The sequence below is a fragment of the Alcaligenes sp. Marseille-Q7550 genome (genome assembly GCF_965112015.1).
In genome coordinates, this window is record NZ_CBCOPU010000001.1 from 659,990 (window position 1) to 680,911 (window position 20,922).

The following is a 20,922-nucleotide window of genomic DNA, read 5'->3' on the forward strand; positions in this document are numbered from 1 at the left end:
AGCGTGACACCATTCTTCGACGTCGCCGTCATTGGCGCAGGAGCGGCCGGCATGCTGGCCGCCGGCATGGCCGGCCAGCGCGGCCTTCGGGTCGTGCTGATCGATCACGCGGAAAAGCTCGCCGAGAAGATACGCATCTCCGGCGGCGGCCGCTGCAATTTCACCAACACCGGGACCTCTCCGGAAAACTTCATTTCGCAGAATCCGCACTTCTGTCGTTCCGCCCTGGCGGCCTATACGCCGCAGGATTTTCTGCGGCTGGTGCGCGACTACCGCATCGGCTACCACGAAAAGCACAAGGGCCAGCTGTTCTGCGACGATTCCAGCGAGTCCATCATCCAGATGCTGCGCCAGGAATGCCTGAAAGGGCAGGTGTCCTGGCGCATGCCCTGTTCGGTGCAATCCATAGGCCGCATCGAGGCCGGCTTCGTGCTGCGCACCAGCCAGGGCGACCTGCAGGCGCGCCAGGTGGTCATCGCCACCGGCGGCATGGCCATCCCGCAACTGGGCTCCACGGATTATGCGCTGCGCGTGGCCCGGCACTTCGGCCTCAAGGTCATCGAGCCGCACCCGGCCCTGGTTCCGCTGACTTTCGACGGCCGGGACTGGCGTCCGTTTTCCTCGCTGAGCGGCATGGCGCTGGAAGTGGAAGTCAGCACGGGCGCCGGCAAGCAGCGCCAGGCCTTCCTGGAGGATCTGCTGTTCACGCACCGCGGCCTGTCCGGTCCGGCCATCCTGCAGATTTCCAGCTACTGGAAGTCGGGCGAGGGGATCACCGTGGACCTGGCTCCCGGCCAGGACATAGGCCAGCAATTGCTGGACGCCAAGCCCGGCAATCGCCAGCTCCTGGTCACGGTCCTCTCGAGCCTGTGGCCGCGCCGCCTGGTGGAGCAGTGGCTGGATACCTCGGACCTGCTGCCCAGGGGCGTGGGCCAGCAGCGCCTGGCGGACCTGCCGGACCGCGTGCTGCGCACGGTCGGGCAGGTCATCAATGCCTGGCAGCTCAAGCCCAGCGGCACGGCCGGCTACAAGAAGGCCGAGGTCATGAGCGGCGGAGTGGACACGCGCGAGCTGAATCAGAAGAACATGGAGGCCCGCAAGGTGCCCGGCCTGTACTTCATCGGCGAGGCGGTCGACGTGACCGGCTGGCTGGGCGGCTACAATTTCCAGTGGGCATGGGCGTCGGCGGCGGCTTGCGCGCGCTCGCTCAGCGCTGATCCCGGGCGTGGTTTATAGTTTAGGCAACAAGCACTTTTTGTTTTTAAGGGGGGCGCATGCAGCTACCTGACGATAGAAAATATGTGGCCACCCACGAGTGGGCCAAGGCAGACGGCGATGTGGTGCTGGTGGGCATCACCGACTTTGCCCAGGACCAACTGGGCGATCTGGTGTTCGTGGGCGAGTTCACGCCCGGCACGCGCCTGGAAGCCGGCCAGACGGCCGGCGTGGTCGAGTCGGTCAAGGCCGCGTCGGACATCTATGCGCCCGTCGCGGGCGAACTGGTGGAGTTCAACGAAGCGCTGTCCGATTCGCCCAACCTGATCAACGAGGCGGCGTTCGATACCTGGATCTTCAAGCTCAAGGCCGACAATCCCGCCGACCTGGACGGCCTGCTGGACGGCCCCGGCTACGAGGCCGTGGCCGAGTAAACAACCGGTCTCGGGCGCGTCATGCCGTACGCAATGCCTCCTTCGGGAGGCATTGTTTTGTCTGTTGTGAAAGCGGGCCAGGGGTTCGGTGTAAACCACGCGGCAAGCTCAAGGGGCGCCCGGCGCCTGCTGCCGGCCAGGGGCGCCGGCAAGCCGTGAGCCCGGACCGGCCCCGTCTTTTCCCGGGCGGAGTCGCCACCAAGACCAGTCTGTTATCGGCCTGCCCGTCCACCTCTGGGGAACTTCTGAAGAATCACGAAAAACCTAGCGCACGTTCTTCAAGGCTGTCCGAATGGTGCCGAATATCTGATCGATCTGTTCCTGCTCCACGATCAGCGGCGGAGAAATGGCGATGGTGTCGCCGGTGTAGCGCACCAGCACCCCTTGCTCGAAACAGGCGTTGAAGACTTCGGCGGCGCGCGCGCCGGGCGCGCCCGCGCGGCTGGCCAGTTCGATGCCGGCCACCAGCCCCAGATTGCGGATGTCGATGATGTGCGGGCTGCCGCGCAAGGAGTGGGCCGCCTGTTCGAAGTAGGGGCTCAGGCGCCGGGCGCGCTGGAACAGCGCCTCGTCCTGGTAGATCTCCAGGGTGGCCAGGATGGCGGCCGTGGCAAGCGGGTGGGCGGAATAGGTGTAGCCGTGAAAGAATTCGATTTCGCCTTGGCTGGCGTCCAGGATGGCATCGTGAATCTCGCGCCGCACGGCCACCGCCCCGGCGGGCACAGCGGCATTGCTGATGCCCTTGGCGAGCGTGATCAGGTCGGGCGTGACGTGGAAGTACTGGCTGGCGGTGTTGTCCCCCAGGCGGCCGAACGCGGTGATGACTTCGTCGAAAATGAGCAGGATGCCGTGCTTGCTCGTGATCTGGCGCAGGCGCTCCAGATAGCCCTGGGGGGGGACCAGCACGCCGGTCGATCCGGCCAGCGGCTCCACGATCACGGCGGCGATGTTGCTGGCGTCATGCAGGGCGATGAGCCCTTCCAGGTGGTCGGCCAGATGCGCGCCCCAGGCCGGCTGCCCCTGGGTAAACGCATTGTGTTCCAGGCTGTGCGTGTGGGGCAGGTGGTCCACGCCGGGAATCAGGATGGGCGAGAAGGCCCGGCGGTTGGCGGTGATGCCGCCCACCGAGATGCCGCCCATGCCCACGCCGTGGTAGCTGCGTTCGCGGCCGATGAAGCGCGTGCGCTGCCCTTGTCCGCGGGCCCGATGGTAGGCCAGGGCGATCTTCAGCGCGGTGTCCACGGACTCCGAGCCGGAATTGGTGAAGAAGATGCGGTCCAGCCCTTCGGGCATGAGGCCGGCCACCGCCTGGGCGGCGCGAAAGGCGTCCTCGTGGCCGAGCTGGAAGCTGGGCGCGTAGTCCAGGTTCATGGTCTGGCGCGTCAGCGCCTCGATGATGTGGGCGCGGCCGTGTCCGGCGTTCACGCACCACAGGCCCGCCGTGCCGTCCAGGATGGGGCGTCCGTCCGCCGTGTAATAGTGCATGCCTTTGGCGCGGGCCAGCAGCTTGGGGTTCTGCTTGAACTGGCGATTGGCCGTGAACGGCATCCAGAGAGAAGACAGGTCGGGGCTGGCGGGGGGACGGATCATGGCGCATTCCAGGAAGGAGGACACACGAAACCTGACGGTCTGCTGACCGTGCATCTGTATTGTCTCGCGTCCTTGCTGCGCTGCAAAGCGCCGCCGTCTTGGCAAAAACCCCTAGGAGGGAGGCCCTGCCAGCTTCAGGTGGCGCGCCGGTAGGTGACGAAGTCGAACTTCAGGCCGTTCTCGGCGGGCTGGGGCAGGCGCTCGACTTCCTTCCACTGGCTGGCGGACAGCTCGGGGAAGAAGGTGTCGCCGGCCACAAAGGCGTGGATTTCCGTGGCGACCAATTCCTGAGCGAGGGGCAGGGCCAGCCGGAAGAGCTGCTCTCCGCCGATCACGCAAACTGTCCCGGCATCGGGGCAGGCGCGCAGGGCCTGTTCCAGGTCGGCGAATACCTGGGCGCCGGGCGCCGGGTAGTTCGCGTTGCGGCTGATGACCAGGTTGGGGCGCCCCGGCAGGGGACGGCCCAGGGATTCCCAGGTCTTGCGGCCCATGATGATGGGCAGGCCCATGGTGGCGCGCTTGAAGTGCTGCAGGTCGGAGGGCAGGCGCCAGGGCAGGGCGTTGTCCTTGCCGATGCAGCGGTTGGCCGAGTAGGCCACGACCAGGCGGATGGCGGGAAGCGTAGTCATACGGCGACGGGAGCCTTGATGTGGGGGTGGGGTTCGTAGCCGGTGATCTCGAAGTCTTCGAATTCGTAGTCGAACAGGCTGGCGGGCTTGCGCTTGATGGTCAGCGTGGGGTAGGGGCGGGGCTCGCGCGCGAGCTGCAGCTCGGCCTGCTCGAAGTGATTCGAATACAGGTGGCAGTCGCCGCCGGTCCAGATGAAGTCGCCCACGTCCAGGTCGCATTGCTGGGCCACCATGTGCGTCAGCAGGGCGTAGCTGGCGATGTTGAAGGGCACGCCCAGGAAAATGTCCGCGCTGCGCTGGTAGAGCTGGCAGGACAGCTTGCCGTCGGCCACGTAGAACTGGAACAGGGCGTGGCAGGGCGGCAGGGCCATCTGGCCGACGTCGGCCACGTTCCAGGCGGATACGATCAGGCGGCGGGAGTCGGGGTTGCGGCGGATCTGTTCCACGACCTGGCTGATCTGGTCGATGTGGCGCCCGTCCGGCGCGGGCCAGGAGCGCCACTGCACGCCGTAGACCGGCCCCAGATTGCCGTCCGCATCCGCCCATTCGTCCCAGATGGTGACGCCGCGTTCCTGCAGCCAGCGCACGTTGGAATCCCCGCGCAGGAACCACAGCAGCTCGATGAAGATGCTGCGGGTATGCAGCTTCTTGGTGGTGATCAGGGGAAAGCCCTGCGAAAGATCGAAGCGCATCTGGTGGCCGAACACCGAACGGGTGCCCGTGCCGGTGCGGTCGGTCTTGGGAGTGCCTTGGGTGTAGACCAGGCGCAGCAGGTCTTCGTAGGGATGTGCGGACATGGCGGTCTCAGGCTTGCTGGATGTCGATGGAATAGGTGATCTCGGCGGTCTTGCCCAGCATGGCGGAGGCCGAGCAGTACTTGTCGTGCGAGAGCTGCACGGCGCGTTCCACGGCCGTGCGGGGCAGGTCCTTGCCGGTCACCACGAAAGTGAAGTGGATGCGGGTGAAGACCTTGGGGTCGGTGTCGGCCCGTTCGGCCGTGAGCTTGACCTGGCAGCCGGTGATGGCGTGCCGGCCGCGCTTCAGGATGAGCACGACGTCGTAGGCGGCGCAGCCGCCTGCCCCGGTCAGCAGCATCTCCATGGGGCGGGGGGCGAGGTTGTTGCCGCCGCCTTCGGGCGCGCCGTCCATGGCGGTCACGTGGCCGCTGCCAGTGCGGGCGACAAAGAGCATGCCTTCGGAGCCGCCCCAGTCGATTGTGCATTCCATAGTGGTGTCCTTGATTCGGTCCGGGGCGAGCCCGGTCGGTGTGAGTCTTCGCTCGATTGTACTTTCTCGACCGCTGAGCGTGCACGCGCATCTCCCCGGCCGGCGAAGGGACTGGTCCTGATTTTTATAGGCGCTATCAGCTTATATGAATGTGGCGAAATTGTGACGAGGATATATCCGATCTGCTATGACAGCTACGGACAGGAACGCAGACAAAATGTGAGGACATGGGTGGTTTTGTTGTTTGTCCTAGGATAAACTGCAGGCCAGGTAAGGGAGAAATTGAAACAGCCATGTCACGAGGGTTTACCCTCGCCTATAATGGCCGCTGCCCATATACCAAAAAAAGTCGTGTCCGTATTTGTTCTGTCTCAATAAACCCCGCGTTGCCTGGGGGCTTTATCAAGGCGTAACAGACGGTTGTTTTAACATGGCGGCTCTCGCGACCTAGGCAGTCGCAGATTTCTTGCGTCCACTCTCTTTTGATCTGCGACGCGTCAAGTGCCGCTGAGCTGCTTGGCAGCTTCACATTAACCAGGCCTGGATCATTGTGAATACCGTTTCAATACTGCTTTTAGCTCTCATATCGTCCGCAACCGGACTTTTCGTCTTCATCTGGTCGTTACGCCGCAACTTCTTCGACGACAGCCCGGCCGCCGCCAAGGAGATCTTCTCCCAAGGCGAAATCGGTCAGGTCGACGATCCCTCCGCCACGCCTGAGCAGCGCCTGGCCCTGCAGAAGGAAATGGGCGAGACCGCCATTTCCGCCGACGCGCACCGCGCCCTGAGCGTGGAGCTGGCCGAGCGCGTGGAAGCCGACCGCTCCTCGGCCTACGTCACGTTCATGTTTCTGTCCTGTGCCATTGTCTGGCTGATCGTGGCCTCCACGGCCGGTCTGATCAGCTCGATCAAGCTGCACGAACCCGACTTCCTGACCCAGTATGCCTGGATGACCTTCGGCCGCATGCGCACGCTGCACCTGAACGCCGTCGCCTACGGCTGGGCGCCCATGGCGGCCTTCGGCGTGGCCATGTGGATGCTGCCTCGCCTGTTCAAGACGCCCCTGATGGGCGCGCGTTTCGCCATCCTGGGCGGCGCGCTGTGGAACGCCGGCCTGATCGCGGGCCTGGGCAGCATCGCCGTGGGCATCACCGACGGCATGGAATGGCTGGAAATGCCCTGGCAGATCGACATCCTCCTGGTGATCGGCGGCGCCCTGGCGGCCCTGCCACTGGTGTTCACCCTGCAGAACCGCCGCACCCATCACCTGTACGTGTCCGTGTGGTACATGGGCGCGGCCCTGTTCTGGTTCCCCATCCTGTTCCTGGTCGGCAACCTGCCCGCCGTGCACGTGGGCGTCGAGCAGGCCACGATGAACTGGTGGTTCGGCCACAACGTGCTGGGCCTGTTCTACACCCCCATGGCCCTGGCTTCGGTGTACTATTTCCTGCCCAAGATCATCGGCCAGCCTATCGCGTCCTACAACCTGTCCCTGGTGGGTTTCTGGGGCCTGGCGTTCTTCTACGGCCAGGTCGGCGGCCACCACCTGGTGGGCGGTCCCGTGCCCCAGTGGATGATCACCCTGTCCATCGTGCAGAGCATGATGATGATCATTCCCGTGCTGGCCTTCTCCATCAACCAGCACTACACCATGAAGGGTCACTTCCGCACCCTGATCCACTCGCCCACCCTGCGCTTCATCGTGCTGGGCGGCATGATGTACACCGTCAGCTCCATCCAGGGCTCCTTTGAAGCTCTGCGCAGCATCAACACGATCACCCACTTCACCCACTTCACGGTCGCCCACGCCCACATCGGCCTGTACGGCTTCTTCACCGTGGTGATGTTCGGCGCGATCTATTACGTGATGCCCCGCGTCATGTCCTGGGAATGGCCATACCCCAAGCTGATCTCCCTGCACTTCTGGCTGGTGGTGATCGGCTTCGGCATCTACGCCGTGGGCCTGAGCATTGGCGGCTGGCTGCAAGGTCTGGCCATGCTGGATCCGGCCAAAGCCTTCATGGAATCCGTTTTTGTCACGATGCCTTACCTGAAATCGCGTTCTCTGGGTGGCGCCCTGATGACCCTGGGCCACCTCGTGTTTGCCTTCCACTTTGTGGCAATGGCTCTGCGCTATGGCAGCCGTCGTATTGGTCCAGCCCTGTTTCACCAGCGCTCGGCAACTCGCAATGTAGTGGAGGCCTGATTTAGTCATGGAAAGCGAATACAAACTCTTGGGCGGCGCCATGGTGACGCTCGCCCTGGCCATCTCGGCCCTGGTCGTCATCCCTTATCTGCAAGTCGAGAAGGTGGAGCCGCCCGAAGGCCTGAAGCCTTACACCAGCGTCGAGCTGCGCGGCCGCCAGCAGTACATCAACATGGGTTGCGTCTACTGCCACTCGCAGCAGCCGCGCAGCCAGAACCAAGCGCCCGACTTCCAGCGCGGCTGGGGCCGCGCTTCCGTGGCCGGCGACTACTACTACGACACGCCCCACCTGCTGGGCACCATGCGCACCGGTCCGGACCTGATGAACATCGGCGCCCGCCAGCCCAGCGTGGACTGGCACCTGGGCCACCTGTACCAGCCTCGCGCCTACACGCCCGGCAGCAACATGCCTGCCTACCCCTTCATGTTCGAGCTGAAGGACAAGGCCGAGGCCGGCGACAAGGTCGTCAATCTGCCCGGCGCCTTCGCTCCGGAAGGAAAGGTGGTCGTGGCCAAGCCTGAAGCCCTGGACCTGGTTCAGTATCTGTTGGCCCTGGACCGTACGTATCCCGTATCGCCCGCCAGCGTTCTCAAATAAACAGATACCGTCGAGCTAGTGCGCCCCGCGTGTCGGGGCGCATCGGAGAATTTGAATGACTGACAATCACAAGTACGACGCGCAGCTGCGCGAGAACGCCGATCCGCACGAGAAGGCGGAGCCGGTGCCATGGGTGGTGCTGCTCGTCATCGCAGGCCTGTTCCTGTGGGGCATCTACTATATATTCAGCAGCAACATGAGCTACGACTCCACGGTGGGGGACAACCGCATCGCCGCCGACTTCAAGGCTCCCGAAGGCGCCGAAGGCGGCAAGATCGACGGCCACCAGCTGTTCGTGGCGCAGTGCGCGGCCTGTCACCAGGCCACGGGCGCCGGCATCCCGGGCGTGTTCCCTCCGCTGGTCGGCTCCGAATGGGTGCTGCGCAAGCCCGAGGTGCTGGTCCAGATCCTGCTGCACGGCATCACCGGCGAAATCACGGTCAAGGGCAACAAGTACAATGGCGCCATGCCCGAATTCCGCGAGAAGTTCAATGACGCGGAAATGGCGGCGGTAGTAAACTACCTGCGTACTGAATTGGGTGACAACAGCGCCGACCCCGTGGATGAGGCCTTTGTCAAAGCTGAACGTGAAAAAACCGCTGACAAGACCGACCACTGGAATGGCGACGCCGACCTGGCGCCCATGGAACAGTGATGCCGTACTGAAGGGCCGGGAATGAAACTCCTGGCAAGTCTCCTGCTGGTCTGCGCCCTGGGCATAGGGGCGCTGGCCCACCTGACCCAGGGGTTCTCGGCCCTGACCTCCGAGACGGCCCGTCGCAACGACGTGGCCGCCTCTCCCCGGCCCATCTCCGATGTGTCGGTCCTGACTCCCTCCAACGCCATACGCAGCCTGCACGATGTCCTGCACCAAGACGGGCGCGTGGCCATCGTCAACTTCATCTATACCCGCTGCGTCACGCTGTGCCTGGCCATGGGTTCCGAATACCAGCAGTTGCAGCAGGCCATCCTGGACGAGGGCCTGCAGGACAAGGTGCGCCTGCTGAGCATCAGCTTCGATCCCACGGATTCGGCCGATCGCCTGCAGCGCTACAGCCACATGATGAAGGCGGATCCCGCGGTCTGGCAATTCGTCACCATGATGCCGGGCGACGAGCGCCAGCGCGTCCTGGATGACTTCGGCATCATCGTCATTCCCGCGCCGTTCGACGAATACGAGCACAATGCCGCCTCCCACGTGGTGACGGCCGAGCCGCGGCTGCGGCGCATCGTGGACTACGGCGAACCCATCCTGGCCCTGTCGCACGCGCGCCAGGCCCTGGAGCGCGTCCGGAAGGCGGCCCCATGATCCAGTTGCGAACCTCTCCGGCGCCGCGCCGCATCCGTCCTTACCTGGGCAGCATCCTGGCCCTGCTGGCCGCCGTGCTGTTCGCCGCCGCGGCGTACTGGGACCGGCCGCTGACCGCCCAGATGAGCCTGCACATGCTGGTGCACATCCCCTTGCTGGTGCTTTCCGGCGTTGTCCTGCAATTGGCTCTGAGCTTCCAGGGTGCGGGGCGCAGCCGCGCCATGCAGGCGGTTCTGCGGCCCTATTACGCCTTGAACGAGTACGGCCTGCCGGGACTGATCCTGGTCAGCTTCGCGGCTGCCTACTGGATGGTGCCCAAGGCGCTGGACGACGTGCTGGTGTCTTCCTCCATGGCGCTGGGCAAGTATGTCGGCCTGGTGCTGATGGGCATGCTGTTCATGGAGTCCTGGCGGCGCGCCCACCTGGTGTTCCGCCTGTTCTTTCTGGGCAACTTCTGCTGGATGATGGCCATCGTGGGCATTCTTTACCAGGATAACCCCATGCGCCTGTGCAACTTCTATCTGCAGTCGGATCAGGAAATCGCCGGCATCGGGCTGGTGGTCATGGCCTGTGTGCTTCCCTTGCTCTGGCTCTTGGCCGAGATCAAGGCCATCCTGGCCTTTTTGCGGCAATAATAGCGATTGATTCTGTTTTTCAGGTGGCTCCCATGAACCGTTCCCTTCCGGCCGGCGCTTACCGGCTGCACAGACGCACCGGCCTGTTCGATCCATTCCTGACCGAGGCCAACCGGGCACTGGACGTGCTGGGCCGGTCGGCGCGCGCTTCGCGCCCGAATCCAGCCGGCAAGGAAGTGTCGGACATCACGCCCGAGGAAGCGCGCCATGCCGCCGGCCTGATGCGCGTCAATCACGTGGGCGAGATCTGCGCGCAGGCGCTCTATCGCAGCCAGGCCATGCTGTGCAAGGATCCACAGGTCACCAACGTATTGCTGCACGCCGCCCAGGAAGAGGTGGACCACCTGGCCTGGTGCGACGACCGGTTGCGCGAACTGGACAGCCGGCCCAGCATCTTCAATCCATTCTGGTATGCAGGTTCGTTTGCGCTGGGCTTGATCGCCAGCCGAGCCGGCGTCTCCTACAACCTGGGTTTCATGGCCGAAACCGAACGCCAGGTCGAACAGCATCTGGACAGCCACCTCGAGTCGCTGCCCCAGGCCGACGCGCGCTCGCGGCGCGTGGTCGAGCAGATGCGCGACGACGAGATCGAGCATCGCCGCACGGCCGAACATAACGGCGCCGCGATCCTGCCGCCGCCCATCAAGGCGGCCATGCGCATGATGTCCAAGATCATGACCACTACGGCCTATCGCTTGTAGAGTCTTGCTTGCGCTTTGTGTCGGAAGGCCGCTCTCGGAGCGGCTTTTTTTTGGGTTCTTCGAGGAATTCCAAGAGCCAATTTGCCAAGTCGATGCCGAACTGTTTTTTTGAAGACGCCATTCAAGACGCGGGAAGATCGTACGGCGCTGATGGCTTGCCGGCGCGGCGCGCCGGTGCCCTAGTTGGGGCGCATGGCCGGGCGCGTCGTTAACTCCGGCGGGTTGCTCGCCTCCCAGGCGAGCAACAAGCGCCGCCGTCGAACAGAACGACGCTTGCACCCCGTCCCCGCACCCCACCTGCGGCAAGCCATCCGACCCGCCCCGTCCGATCTTCCCGCGCCTTGAACGGCTCAATATGCCGATGGCATCGACCCGGCCATCGACATCATTCATCAAACAGAAGGCTCAGCGGATGTGAGGTTGACGCCTCATACGACTTGCGCGGACGTCCCGCCGTTTGGGCCAATACAGCGGCGCCGTTCTCGCGAGGCCGGCCGGGGCGGGCCGGCGGGCGAGTCAGGGCCTTCGCCGCAGGCGGGATGCGGGGGCGGGAGGCAAGGGGCGTGCTGTTCGAGCAGGGCGCTTGTGATTCGTCCAGTGGACGAATCACCCTGCGAGTTTACGCTCCGCCCGCCCTCGTATCCTGACCAGGGAACCCGCGCGCAGCGCGGGCGAAGGACCCAGCCAAGCCGGCCCGCCCCGGCCGGCCTTGCGAGAATCCGAGCTTCTTTCTGCTTGGCCCAAACGGCTCGCCAAACACGGAGGAATCCCCGGAATTCCTTAAAGAACCTTTTTTCCTGCATCGAAGCGTCGCAAAGAGGGCGTTTTGCCGGCTGTGACCGTTCAGCGGGTGATGGTTTTGGGGCTTAGGGATAACGACTAGATACCTGCGGCCTGTTTTGCGCTAGGAAATGAGGCATTAACGCCACAAGTTCTTGGTTTATGCGGTCTCGAGCGTATTTATCTTGCATCGCACAAATTTTATGGATAAACTTCAGTTATCGGATGTCGAAAAGAAAGCGGGAAAAACAACGGTAATTACCCTAGCTTTCTGGCTCGATGAATCATCTAGCAGCCCGACATGCCACGGTTGTCTCCTCCACCCTCCTCCTTTGGTGGATTTGCCCGAGATCTCTTGATCTCGGGTTTTTTTTTGCCCGCGGCTAGCGATGAGCCCCGCCATTGGGTGCCTGCTCGAGCCTTGCTGGCTCCGCCCCTCGCCTGAGGGCGTCGGCATTGTCCGGAAAGCTCACGAGAGAGTCGGAGCGGGGAGGGCGTAAAAAGCACACTGCCCGCTCGAGGCGGGCAGTGTGTTGCTCAGGACGGGGCCGGGAGTGTCAGGCCTTGGCGCCGGGCACGGTGGCCACATGCAGCAGATTGGTCTTGCCGCTGTTGCCGAAAGGCACGCCTGCGATCATGACGATGGTGTCGCCTGCACTCGCAAAGTCATTGCTGACGGCCACGTCGGTGGCGTGATCAATCATTTCGCTCAGGTCGCTCACGTCTTCGCAAGGAATGGCGTGCACGCCCCAGGCCAGGGCCAGGCGGCGGGCGGTTTCCAGCTTGGGGGTCAGGGCCAGGATGGGCGCGGTGGGACGCTCGCGGCTGGCGCGCAGGGCGCTGAAGCCGGTCGTGGTGTAGGCCACGGTGGTGGCCGGCTCCAGGATGGCGGCCACGCGGCGCAAGGCGCAGCAGATGGCGTCCGCGGTGGTGGCTTCGGCCGTGCTGTGGTTGGCCTCCAGAATGGTGCGCCAGCTAGGGTCGTTCTCGATCTCCTTGATGATGCTGTCCATGATGGAAACAGCTTCGAGCGGGAATTGGCCCGAGGCCGATTCGGCCGACAGCATGACGGCGTCCGCGCCCGAGTAGATGGCGGTGGCCACGTCCGACGCTTCGGCGCGCGTGGGCACGGGGGAGGTGATCATGGATTCCAGCATCTGGGTGGCCACGACCACGGGGCGGCCGGCGGCGCGCGCCGTGCGCACGATCTGGCGCTGCAGCACGGGCACGCGCTGCGGGGGAACTTCCACGCCCAGGTCGCCGCGAGCGACCATCACGCCGTCGCACAGATGGACGATCTCCTCCAGGTGCTCGAGCGCCTGCGGTTTCTCCAGCTTGGCCATGATCCAGGCCTTGTCGCCGATGATCTCGCGAGCTTCGCGAATGTCGCCGGGACGCTGCACGAAGGACAGGGCCACCCAGTCCACGGCCAGCTCCAGGCCGAATTTCAGGTCGGCCAGGTCTTTTTCGGTCAGGGGCGAAATGGGCAGGACCACGCCGGGCACGTTCACGCCCTTGCGGTCGGACAAGGGGCCGCCGACCATGACGGTGGTCTCGGCGAAATCAGGGCCGAAGCTGTCCACGCGCAGGCGCAGCTTGCCGTCGTCCAGCAGCAGGTCGGTGCCGTTCTCCAGGGCGGCGAAGATCTCGGGATGCGGCAGGTGGGCGCGGGCGCCGTCGCCTTCGGCCGGATCCAGGTCCAGTCGGAACTTCTGGCCGGTCTGCAGCTGCACGCGGCCGTCCTTCATCTTGCCCACGCGCAGCTTGGGCCCCTGCAGGTCCATCAGGATGCCGATGCTGCGGCCCGTTTCCTTTTCGATCTGGCGGATCGCGTGGTAGCGGGCGGCGTGGTCTTCATGGGTGCCGTGGCTGAAGTTCAGGCGGAATACATCGGCGCCGGCCTCGAACAGCTCGCGGATGCGTTCCGGCGTGGAGCTGGCAGGGCCCAGCGTGGCCAGAATGCGGGATTGACGTTGACGTTTCATGGTGTTGTCCTTGCTGAGTCAGGCGGTCAGGGCGGCGACGCCGGCGCGGGCGACCTGGGCGTCTTCGCCGGCTTTCACGCCGGACACGCCCACGGCGCCGATCACCTGGCCGTCCACCACCACGGGCTCGCCGCCTTCCAGAGGCACCACGGGCATGGCCAGGGCGGCGATGCGGCCATTGTTCACCATGTCTTCGTAGACTTTGCTGGGCTTGCCGCTCAGCACGCAGGTACGGGCCTTCTCGGGGGCGACGCTGGCGCTCATCAGGGGAGCGCCGTCCATGCGCTGCAGCCAGAGGGAGTGACCGCCGGCGTCGCAGATCGCAATGCTGACGGCCCAGTTGTTGTTGCGGGCTTCGGCTTCCGCGGCGGCGGCGATGCGTTTGGCGTCGTCCAGTGTCAGGGCCTTCGTGTCTCTCATGTCCAGTCCTTTATGAAATGCGTTATTCGCTGTGGGGTAAAACCAAGATGGCGCGGAAATCGTTGACATTGGTCAGGGTGGGGCCGGTGACCAGCGAGTCGTCCAGGGCTTCGAAGAAGCCATGGCCGTCGTTGTTGTCCAGGCTGTCGCGCGGCCGTATGCCCAGTTTCCAGGCGCGCTCCAGCGTGTCGGGGCTGCAGGAGGCGCCCGCGATTTCTTCCTGGCCGTCCACGCCGTCGGTGTCGCCGGCCAGGCCGTAGATGCCGGGCGCCCCGTCCAGGGCCACGGCGGTGGACAGCAGGAATTCCACATTGCGTCCGCCGCGGCCTTTGCCGCGTATGGTCACCGTGGTCTCGCCGCCGGACAGGAGCACGCAGGGCGCCGCGGCCGGCTGGCCGTGCTGGGCCACGCTCAGCGCGATGCCGGCCATGACCTTGCCGACGTCGCGGGCTTCGCCCTCGATGCTGTCGCCCAGCAGCACGGGCTGCACGCCCACGGCTTCGGCCACGCGGGCGGCGGCCTGCAGGGCCAGCTGGGGCGTGGCCACCAAGTGGGTCGTGACGCGCGCCAGGCGCGGATCGTCGGGCTTGATGGTTTCGCCGGCGCCGGTCTCCAGCAGGCTGCGGGCGGCGTCGGGAATGTCGATGCCGTAGCGGCGGATGATTTCCAGGGCCTGCTCGCAGGTGGTCGGATCGGCCACGGTGGGGCCGGAGGCGATGTCCATGGGATTGTCGCCGGGTACGTCGGAGATCAGCAGGTTCAGCACGCGGGCGGGAGCGCAGGCGGCGGCCAGCCGGCCGCCTTTGATGGCGGACAGGTGGCGGCGCACGCAGTTCATTTCGCCGATCGACGCGCCGGATTTCAGCAGGGCTTTGTTGATGGCCTGCTTGTCGGCCAGGGTGATGCCTTCGCCGGCCAGCGGCAGCAGGGAGGATCCGCCGCCCGAGATCAGGCAGATCACCAGGTCGTCTTCGCTCAGCTTGCTGACCGTGCGCAGGATCTCGTGCGCGGCGTCTTCGCCGGCCTGATCGGGGACGGGGTGGGCAGCCTCAAGAATCTTGATGTGGTCGCAGGGCACGCTGTAGCCATAGCGCGTCACCACGACGCCGCTGATGGGGCCCTTGTTCCAGTGCCGTTCCAGCGCCTGAGCCATAGCGGCGGAGGCCTTGCCGGCGCCGATGACGATGGTGCGGCCCTTGGGCGCTTCAGGCAGGTAGGGAGGAATACAGTGTTCGGGCTGAGCCGCATTGACGGCAGCCTGGAACATTTTGCTGAGTAAGTCTTGTGGCTCGATTTTCATGGGCATTCCTGGCGCAGGGCTATGGCGGCGTCGGTCACTGGCCGCTGCGCGATATGGGCGCATCTGCAGAAATGGCAAGGCGCCCATCTAGACGAAAAGAACAAGCGCAGCAAAGAGGGAGGCCCCGGTGCAGCGCTGAAAAACATCCCCGCGGCGCCTCTGGCTTGCTGCACCTCCAAAGGAGGCATTGTGCCTCGGGGCGGCCCGGCGGTAAAAAAGCGGGCCGCAGCCCGCTTTCAGGACGAATCGACTTTTGATGCCCTGCTGTTGCGAATGGCGTCGGCAAGTCGACTCGCCCTGGAGCCCGGTCTTATTGACCGATCTCGTGGTTGGCCATGATTTCCAGGGCGCGGACCAGCGCGGAGTGGTCCTGGCCGGAGCCGCCGTGGGCGGCGCAGGTGTTGAACAGCTCCTGGGCGATGGCGGTGCTGGGCAGGGCTACGCCCAATTGGCGGGCGGTGGTCAGGGCCAGGTTCAGGTCCTTCTGGTGCAGCTCGATGCGGAAGCCGGGATCGAAGGTGCGCTTGACCATGCGCTCCCCGCGCACTTCCAGGATGCGGGAGTTGGCGAAACCGCCCATCAGGGCTTCACGCACCTTGGCGGCGTCGGCGCCGGCCTTGGAGGCCAGCAGCAGGGCCTCGCCCACGGCTTCGATGGTCAGGGCCACGATGATCTGGTTGGCCACCTTGGTGCTCTGGCCGTCGCCCACGCCGCCCACCAGGGTGACGTTCTTGCCCATCAGTTCGAACAGGGGCTTGACCTTGTCGAAGACTTCCTGCTTGCCGCCGACCATGATGGTCAGGGAGGCGGCCTTGGCGCCGACTTCGCCGCCGGACACGGGAGCGTCCAGGTACTCGCCGCCCAGTTCGGCGATGCGCTTGGCGAATTCCTTGGTGGCCACGGGGGAGATGGAGCTCATGTCCACCACGATCTTGCCTTTGGACAGGCCGGCGGCCACGCCGTTCTCGCCGAACAGGGCGTCTTCGACGTGAGGGGTGTCAGGAACCATGGTGATGATGATGTCGGCCTGGCGGGCGACGTCAGCACTGTTCTCGCATACGGTGGCGCCGGCTTCGCTGACGCTCTTGGGGAATGGGCCGCGGGTGAAGGTGAACAGCTCGTGGCCGCCCTTGATCAGGTTGACTGCCATGGGGGCGCCCATGATGCCCAGACCGATAAAACCGATTTTTGCCATTTTGTAATCTCCTAGTTGTTGGTGCGCAGTGAGCCGACCGATCAGGCGGTCAGGGCCTGGATCCAGCCCAGGCCGTCCTTGGTGACGCCGGCGGGCTTGTATTCGCAGCCGATCCAGCCGTCGTAGCCGGTGCCGTCGATGTACTTGAACAGCCAGGCGTAGTTGATCTCGCCCGTGCCCGGCTCGTTGCGGCCGGGGTTGTCGGCCAGCTGGATGTGCGCGATTCTATCCAGGTGCTTCTTGATGGTGTTGGCCAGTTCGCCTTCCTGACGCTGGGCGTGGTAGATGTCGTACTGGATGAACAGATTGTCGGAACCGACGTCCTGCAGCAGGGCTGCGGCCTGTTCGGTGCGGTTCAGGTAGAAGCCTGGAATGTCGTAGGTGTTGATGGGTTCGACGAGCAGGCGGATGCCGGCGTCCTTCAGCTTGCCGGCGGCGAACTGAAGGTTGTCGACGAAGGTCTTGTGAGCGGTGTCGGCGTCCAGGCCGGCCGGCACTTTGCCGGCCAGGCAGTTGACCTGCTTGCAGCCCAGGGCCGTGGCGTATTCGATGGCGCGGCCGACGCCGTCCTGGAATTCGCTCACGCGCTCGGGGAGCACCGCGATGCCGCGTTCGCCGCCGTCCCAGTTGCCGGCCGGCAGGTTGTGCAGGACCTGGGTCAGGCCGTGTTTCTGCAATTGTTCAGCCAGCTGCTGTTTGTCGTAGGCGTAGGGGAACAGGTATTCCACTCCCTTGAAGCCGGCGTCGGCCGCTGCCTGGAAACGGTCCAGGAAGTCGTGCTCGTTGAACAGCATGGTCAGGTTGGCAGCAAATTTTGGCATTTCGGTACTCCGTTTCAAATCAACAATCAGTCCATCAGCGAGATGGCGGTGGGCGCATCGATACCGGATTCGGCCAGGGCTTCGAATTCGGTCACGTTGTGCAGCTCCGTGCCCATGGCGATGTTGGTGACGCGCTCCAGGATCAGTTCGATCACGACGGGCACGCTGAATTCCTTCATCAGGGCGCGGGCCTTCTCGATGGCGGGCTGGATCTCTTCGGGCTTGTGCACGCGGATGGCCTTGCAACCCAGGCCTTCTACGACGGCAATGTGATCCACGCCGTAGCCGTTGGTCTCGGGCGCATTGATGTTATCAAAGGCCAGCTGCACGCAGTAATCCATGTCGAAGCCGCGCTGCGCCTGGCGAATCAGGCCCAGGTAGGCATTATTGACGAGGATATGCAGGTAAGGCAGCTTGAACTGCGCGCCCACGGCCAGTTCCTCGATCATGAACTGGAAGTCGTAGTCGCCCGAGATGGCGACCACTTCGCGCGATGGGTCGGCGGCGACCACGCCCAGGGCGGCGGGGATGGTCCAGCCCAGAGGACCGGCCTGGCCGCAGTTGATCCAGTTGCGGGGCTGGTAGACGTGCAGGAACTGCGCGGCGGCGATCTGCGACAGGCCGATGGTGGTCACGTAGCGGGTCGAGGGACCGAAAGCGCGGTTCATTTCTTCGTAGACGCGCTGGGGCTTCAGAGGCACGTTGTCGAAGTTGGTCTTGCGCTGCAGCGTGGCCTTGCGCTTCTGGCAGTCGGCAACCCATTGGGCGCGATCGCGCAGCTTGCCGGCGGCCTTGTATTCCTTGGCCACTTCGATGAACAGTTCCAGGGCGGCGCCGGCGTCCGAGGCGATGCCCAGGTCAGGACCGAACACGCGGCCGATCTGCGTGGGTTCGATGTCCACGTGCACGAACTTGCGGCCTTCGGTGTAGACGTCCACCGAGCCGGTGTGGCGGTTGGCCCAGCGGTTGCCGATGCCGAACACGAAGTCCGATGCCAGCAGGGTCTGGTTGCCGTAGCGGTGCGCGGTCTGCAGACCGACCATGCCGGCCATCAGGGGGAGGTCGTCGGGGATGGAGCCCCAGCCCATCAGGGTCGGGATCACGGGCACGTTGACCAGCTCGGCGAATTCCTGCAGCAGGGCCGATGCGTCGGCGTTGATGACGCCGCCGCCGGACACGATCAGCGGACGCTCGGAGGCGTTCAGCAGTTCGATGGCTTTTTCAGCCTGGGCGCGGGTGGCCGCGGGCTTGTAGGCGCTCAGCGGGGAGTAGGTATCCAGGTCGAATTCGATTTCGGCCAGTTGCACGTCGATGGGCATGTCGATCAGCACGGGGCCGGGACGGCCGGAGCGCATGATGTGGAAAGCCTGCTGGAACACGCGCGGGATCAGGTCGGGTTCGCGGACGGTGACGGCCCACTTGGTGACGGGCTTGGCGATGGACTCGATGTCCACGGCCTGGAAGTCTTCCTTGTACAGGCGGGCGCGGGGAGCCTGGCCGGTGATGCACAGGATCGGGATCGAGTCGGCCGAAGCGGAGTACAGGCCGGTGATAATGTCGGTGCCGGCGGGGCCGGAGGTGCCGATGCATACGCCGATGTTGCCCGGAGCAGCGCGGGTGTAACCTTCGGCCATGTGGGAAGCACCTTCCACGTGGCGGGCGAGAATGTGATCAAAGCCGCCTTCCTTGCGCAGAGCGGAGTAGAAGGGGTTGATGGCGGCGCCGGGCACGCCGAATACGGTGCTCACGCCTTCTTTGCGCAGAATCGCGGCGGCGGCGTCCACTGCTCTCATTCGAGCCATTGATGTCTCCTAGATCATCGGTTGACGAAATACACAACACGATAATAAGGAGTGGGGGCAGGGCTTTGAATTGATGGTACGATTGTTTCTATCGATACCTGGAGTATTGAATGAGTCGTTATACCGAGATCAGAAGCTTCGCCCTGGTGGCCGAAAAAGGCAGTTTTGCGGCGGCTTCCGTCGTGGAAGGAGTCACCCCCGTCGTCATGGGAAGGCGCCTGGATGCGCTTGAACAGCGGCTTGGCGTACGCTTGATGCACCGCTCGACGCGCGGCCTGACCCTGACCGACCTGGGCGAACAGTTCCTGGAGCAGTGCAAACAGATACTGAAGGACTTCGACGAGGCCGAGGCCAGCATCAGCGCTCAGCGCAAGGTGGTCCGCGGACACCTGGTGGTGTCGGCGCCGGCCGCCTTCGGGCGTCGACACGTCGCTCCGCACGCCATCGCCTTCAAGAAGCGCTACCCGGAGCTGAAGCTGTCCTTCAATTTCACCGACAGCGTGGTGGATCTGGTGCGCGAAGGCTATGACATGGCCCTGCGCATCGGCGAGGTCACCGATCCCAATTACGTGGCGGTGCGCCTGTATCCGAACCGCCGCGTGGTGTGCGGCACGCCCGAGTATTTCGAGCGCTACGGCGTGCCGCGCGTGCCCGAGGATCTGGTGCGCCACAACTGCCTGGCCTTCAACCTGCAGGGCGGCCAGCAGCGCGGTTGGACCTTCATGCGCGACGGCAAGCCCTTCGCCGTGCGGGTGGACGGCGACCTGGACTGCAACGACGGCGAGCTGCTGTTCAACTGGGTCAAGCAGGGTTGGGGCATAGGCTGGCGCTCCACTTGGGAAATCCAGCCCGAACTCAAGCGCGGCGAGCTGGTCACGGTGCTGGACGACTTCGAGATGCCCAGCTACGACATCCAGGCCGTCTACCAGCAACAGCGCTACCTGCCTGCCAAGGTGCGGCGCTTCATCGACTATCTGCGCGCCATCTACAACACGCCGGGCTATTGGGACGGGGAAGTGCAGTTCTGACTGTCCCGGGCCGCTCCAAAAAAAAACCGCTCCAAGGAGCGGTTTTTTTCTGGTTATGCGGCGCGATCAGAAGTGCCATTCGACCTGGATGGTCGGGGCGCTGGTCTTGATGCCGGGCTTCAGGTCGCCGTTGGCCATGTAGCGGTTGCCGAACTTGTTGTACCAGTACTCGTAGCCCACGCCCACCCACAGGGTGTTTTTCTTGTCGAAGGCCAGCTTGCCCACGTCGGCCATCAGCGAGGTGCGCACCAGCACTTCGGATTTGGTGCTGATGCCGGCGTAGTCCTCGCCCTTGGGTCCGTTGTAGTTGGCAAAGCCCTGGAACTTCAGCGGCAGCGCGCCTGCATCGAAAGGGATGTTCCAGGTCAGGCTGGCCATGAACTGGGGATCGAAGGAGATCTTGCTCTGCGGGCAGGCGGGCGCGCCCAGGCCGCAGTGGTTCCACTCCTTGCCGTACAGCAGGCTCAGGTCCACGAAGCCCTTGGGCACGTCGAACTTGAAGGTGGGGCCCACGACCAGCAGGCGCTTGCGCGGCGCGAAGGCGGTGTTCTTGGTGTTCAGGTCGAAGCCGGCCGTCAGGGCCACGTCCTTGACGGGACCGAAGGCCAGGTTCTTGTCGAAGACCTTGCCCAGCGACAGTTGGTGGCGATAGGTGGCGTAGAACTCGGTGGCGCCGTTGTTCTTGCTGCCGTTGGAAGGATCGTGGCGATCCGACTGCAGGATGTCCAGATTGAAGAAGTTCTGGCCCAGGCTGTAGCCGCTGACATGCGTCAGGCTCAGGATGTGCTTTTCGATGTCGCGGTCGTTCATCGGCTCGGTGTAGGCCGAGCTGTAGCGGTAGCCCAGGAATGTATCGCTCCAGGTGGCGGCGTGCGCCTGGGAAGCCAGCGTGGCGGCGGCCAGCGCGGCGCAGGTCAGCAGGGTGGGGCGCAGGTGTTTCATGAAGTCTCCTCTTCGATTTGCTTGGTATGGCGTCCGGGGTCTTTGCCCTTTGCATCGGAACGCATGGTTGATAATTCCTGTAGTGTCTTGTCTTTTTTGTTTACA

20 protein-coding genes are annotated in these 20,922 nt (G+C 64.4%); 9 read left to right on the forward strand and 11 right to left on the reverse strand.

Annotation, left to right across the window (positions count from 1 at the left end; genetic code table 11):
- Positions 1-3 precede the first annotated feature (3 nt).
- A complete protein-coding gene (locus ACWPWO_RS03150; protein ID WP_454004349.1) occupies positions 4-1,236 on the forward strand; it encodes an NAD(P)/FAD-dependent oxidoreductase in 1,233 nt (410 codons plus the stop codon).
- A 38-nt stretch (positions 1,237-1,274) separates the two neighbouring features.
- Positions 1,275-1,649: a glycine cleavage system protein GcvH gene (gene gcvH / locus ACWPWO_RS03155; RefSeq protein WP_454004351.1), complete on the forward strand. Its 375-nt coding sequence runs from the start codon at positions 1,275-1,277 to the stop codon at positions 1,647-1,649.
- Positions 1,650-1,913: 264 nt separating this feature from the next.
- Here gcvH and ACWPWO_RS03160 read toward each other — a convergent pair whose 3' ends face one another.
- The 4 genes from ACWPWO_RS03160 to ACWPWO_RS03175 all read right to left on the reverse strand — a co-directional run bounded on the left by ACWPWO_RS03160 (position 1,914) and on the right by ACWPWO_RS03175 (position 5,095).
- Positions 1,914-3,239 (reverse strand): aminotransferase class III-fold pyridoxal phosphate-dependent enzyme, encoded by a 1,326-nt coding sequence (locus ACWPWO_RS03160; RefSeq protein WP_454004353.1) that lies wholly within the window; start codon positions 3,237-3,239, stop codon positions 1,914-1,916.
- Between the two features lie 134 nt (positions 3,240-3,373).
- Positions 3,374-3,868 carry a dihydrofolate reductase gene (locus tag ACWPWO_RS03165; RefSeq protein WP_454004354.1) on the reverse strand — a complete coding sequence of 165 codons (495 nt, stop codon included), beginning with the start codon at positions 3,866-3,868 and terminating at the stop codon, positions 3,374-3,376.
- Entirely contained in the window at positions 3,865-4,665 is an 801-nt protein-coding gene (locus ACWPWO_RS03170) for a thymidylate synthase (protein WP_454004356.1), read from the reverse strand. Before ACWPWO_RS03170 ends, ACWPWO_RS03165 begins: the two co-directional genes overlap by 4 nt.
- A 7-nt stretch (positions 4,666-4,672) precedes the next feature.
- Positions 4,673-5,095 (reverse strand): OsmC family protein, encoded by a 423-nt coding sequence (locus ACWPWO_RS03175; protein WP_394064025.1) that lies wholly within the window; start codon positions 5,093-5,095, stop codon positions 4,673-4,675.
- Between the two features lie 550 nt (positions 5,096-5,645).
- Here ACWPWO_RS03175 and ACWPWO_RS03180 point away from each other — a divergent pair.
- The 6 genes from ACWPWO_RS03180 to coq7 are packed head-to-tail and all read left to right on the forward strand — an operon-like array spanning position 5,646 to position 10,544.
- Complete coding sequence (locus ACWPWO_RS03180; RefSeq protein WP_454004358.1) at positions 5,646-7,301, forward strand: cbb3-type cytochrome c oxidase subunit I; 1,656 nt, start codon at positions 5,646-5,648, stop codon at positions 7,299-7,301.
- 7 nt (positions 7,302-7,308) lie between these two features.
- Complete coding sequence (locus ACWPWO_RS03185; RefSeq protein ID WP_394064029.1) at positions 7,309-7,899, forward strand: cbb3-type cytochrome c oxidase subunit II; 591 nt, start codon at positions 7,309-7,311, stop codon at positions 7,897-7,899.
- A 55-nt stretch (positions 7,900-7,954) separates the two neighbouring features.
- Positions 7,955-8,554: a c-type cytochrome gene (locus ACWPWO_RS03190; RefSeq protein WP_454004360.1), complete on the forward strand. Its 600-nt coding sequence runs from the start codon at positions 7,955-7,957 to the stop codon at positions 8,552-8,554.
- Between the two features lie 21 nt (positions 8,555-8,575).
- Positions 8,576-9,208, forward strand: coding sequence for an SCO family protein (locus ACWPWO_RS03195; protein WP_454004362.1), 633 nt, complete (start codon positions 8,576-8,578; stop codon positions 9,206-9,208).
- Entirely contained in the window at positions 9,205-9,843 is a 639-nt protein-coding gene (locus tag ACWPWO_RS03200; protein WP_394064035.1) for a hypothetical protein, read from the forward strand. The genes ACWPWO_RS03195 and ACWPWO_RS03200 overlap by 4 nt, the downstream gene beginning before the upstream one ends.
- A 32-nt stretch (positions 9,844-9,875) precedes the next feature.
- On the forward strand, positions 9,876-10,544 hold the full coding sequence (gene coq7 / locus ACWPWO_RS03205) for a 2-polyprenyl-3-methyl-6-methoxy-1,4-benzoquinone monooxygenase (RefSeq protein ID WP_454004363.1): 669 nt from the start codon (positions 9,876-9,878) through the stop codon (positions 10,542-10,544).
- Positions 10,545-11,881: 1,337 nt separating this feature from the next.
- On the opposite strand, the gene pyk is transcribed toward coq7, so the two are convergent.
- The 6 genes from pyk to gcl form a co-directional block, all read right to left on the reverse strand.
- A complete protein-coding gene (pyk, locus tag ACWPWO_RS03210) occupies positions 11,882-13,309 on the reverse strand; it encodes a pyruvate kinase (RefSeq protein ID WP_454004365.1) in 1,428 nt (475 codons plus the stop codon).
- An 18-nt stretch (positions 13,310-13,327) separates the two neighbouring features.
- Positions 13,328-13,729 (reverse strand): GlcG/HbpS family heme-binding protein, encoded by a 402-nt coding sequence (locus tag ACWPWO_RS03215; protein ID WP_394064041.1) that lies wholly within the window; start codon positions 13,727-13,729, stop codon positions 13,328-13,330.
- A gap of 22 nt (positions 13,730-13,751) precedes the next feature.
- Entirely contained in the window at positions 13,752-15,029 is a 1,278-nt protein-coding gene (locus tag ACWPWO_RS03220; protein WP_454004366.1) for a glycerate kinase type-2 family protein, read from the reverse strand.
- Positions 15,030-15,339: 310 nt separating this feature from the next.
- Positions 15,340-16,224: a 2-hydroxy-3-oxopropionate reductase gene (locus ACWPWO_RS03225; protein ID WP_454004368.1), complete on the reverse strand. Its 885-nt coding sequence runs from the start codon at positions 16,222-16,224 to the stop codon at positions 15,340-15,342.
- A 41-nt stretch (positions 16,225-16,265) separates the two neighbouring features.
- On the reverse strand, positions 16,266-17,045 hold the full coding sequence (hyi, locus tag ACWPWO_RS03230; protein WP_454004369.1) for a hydroxypyruvate isomerase: 780 nt from the start codon (positions 17,043-17,045) through the stop codon (positions 16,266-16,268).
- 26 nt (positions 17,046-17,071) lie between these two features.
- Positions 17,072-18,847, reverse strand: coding sequence for a glyoxylate carboligase (gene gcl, locus ACWPWO_RS03235; RefSeq protein WP_454004370.1), 1,776 nt, complete (start codon positions 18,845-18,847; stop codon positions 17,072-17,074).
- Positions 18,848-18,957: 110 nt separating this feature from the next.
- Between gcl and ACWPWO_RS03240 the strand changes: the two genes are divergently transcribed.
- Positions 18,958-19,875 carry a LysR family transcriptional regulator gene (locus ACWPWO_RS03240; protein ID WP_394064051.1) on the forward strand — a complete coding sequence of 306 codons (918 nt, stop codon included), beginning with the start codon at positions 18,958-18,960 and terminating at the stop codon, positions 19,873-19,875.
- 66 nt (positions 19,876-19,941) lie between these two features.
- Here ACWPWO_RS03240 and ACWPWO_RS03245 read toward each other — a convergent pair whose 3' ends face one another.
- Entirely contained in the window at positions 19,942-20,817 is an 876-nt protein-coding gene (locus ACWPWO_RS03245) for a hypothetical protein (RefSeq protein WP_454004371.1), read from the reverse strand.
- Positions 20,818-20,922 lie beyond the last annotated feature (105 nt).

Bases quoted from the DNA above. Each gene is read 5' to 3' on its own strand.
- gcvH (WP_454004351.1), top strand. From the start codon at position 1,275: ATGCAGCTACCTGACGATAGAAAATATGTGGCCACCCACGAGTGGGCC.
- ACWPWO_RS03175 (WP_394064025.1), bottom strand. From the start codon at position 5,095: ATGGAATGCACAATCGACTGGGGCGGCTCCGAAGGCATGCTCTTTGTC.
- ACWPWO_RS03160 (WP_454004353.1), bottom strand. From the start codon at position 3,239: ATGATCCGTCCCCCCGCCAGCCCCGACCTGTCTTCTCTCTGGATGCCG.
- pyk (WP_454004365.1), bottom strand. From the start codon at position 13,309: ATGAAACGTCAACGTCAATCCCGCATTCTGGCCACGCTGGGCCCTGCC.
- ACWPWO_RS03170 (WP_454004356.1), bottom strand. From the start codon at position 4,665: ATGTCCGCACATCCCTACGAAGACCTGCTGCGCCTGGTCTACACCCAA.
- ACWPWO_RS03215 (WP_394064041.1), bottom strand. From the start codon at position 13,729: ATGAGAGACACGAAGGCCCTGACACTGGACGACGCCAAACGCATCGCC.
- ACWPWO_RS03185 (WP_394064029.1), top strand. From the start codon at position 7,309: ATGGAAAGCGAATACAAACTCTTGGGCGGCGCCATGGTGACGCTCGCC.
- ACWPWO_RS03165 (WP_454004354.1), bottom strand. From the start codon at position 3,868: ATGACTACGCTTCCCGCCATCCGCCTGGTCGTGGCCTACTCGGCCAAC.
- hyi (WP_454004369.1), bottom strand. From the start codon at position 17,045: ATGCCAAAATTTGCTGCCAACCTGACCATGCTGTTCAACGAGCACGAC.
- ACWPWO_RS03190 (WP_454004360.1), top strand. From the start codon at position 7,955: ATGACTGACAATCACAAGTACGACGCGCAGCTGCGCGAGAACGCCGAT.
- gcl (WP_454004370.1), bottom strand. From the start codon at position 18,847: ATGGCTCGAATGAGAGCAGTGGACGCCGCCGCCGCGATTCTGCGCAAA.
- ACWPWO_RS03225 (WP_454004368.1), bottom strand. From the start codon at position 16,224: ATGGCAAAAATCGGTTTTATCGGTCTGGGCATCATGGGCGCCCCCATG.
- coq7 (WP_454004363.1), top strand. From the start codon at position 9,876: ATGAACCGTTCCCTTCCGGCCGGCGCTTACCGGCTGCACAGACGCACC.
- ACWPWO_RS03220 (WP_454004366.1), bottom strand. From the start codon at position 15,029: ATGAAAATCGAGCCACAAGACTTACTCAGCAAAATGTTCCAGGCTGCC.
- ACWPWO_RS03245 (WP_454004371.1), bottom strand. From the start codon at position 20,817: ATGAAACACCTGCGCCCCACCCTGCTGACCTGCGCCGCGCTGGCCGCC.
- ACWPWO_RS03200 (WP_394064035.1), top strand. From the start codon at position 9,205: ATGATCCAGTTGCGAACCTCTCCGGCGCCGCGCCGCATCCGTCCTTAC.
- ACWPWO_RS03240 (WP_394064051.1), top strand. From the start codon at position 18,958: ATGAGTCGTTATACCGAGATCAGAAGCTTCGCCCTGGTGGCCGAAAAA.
- ACWPWO_RS03195 (WP_454004362.1), top strand. From the start codon at position 8,576: ATGAAACTCCTGGCAAGTCTCCTGCTGGTCTGCGCCCTGGGCATAGGG.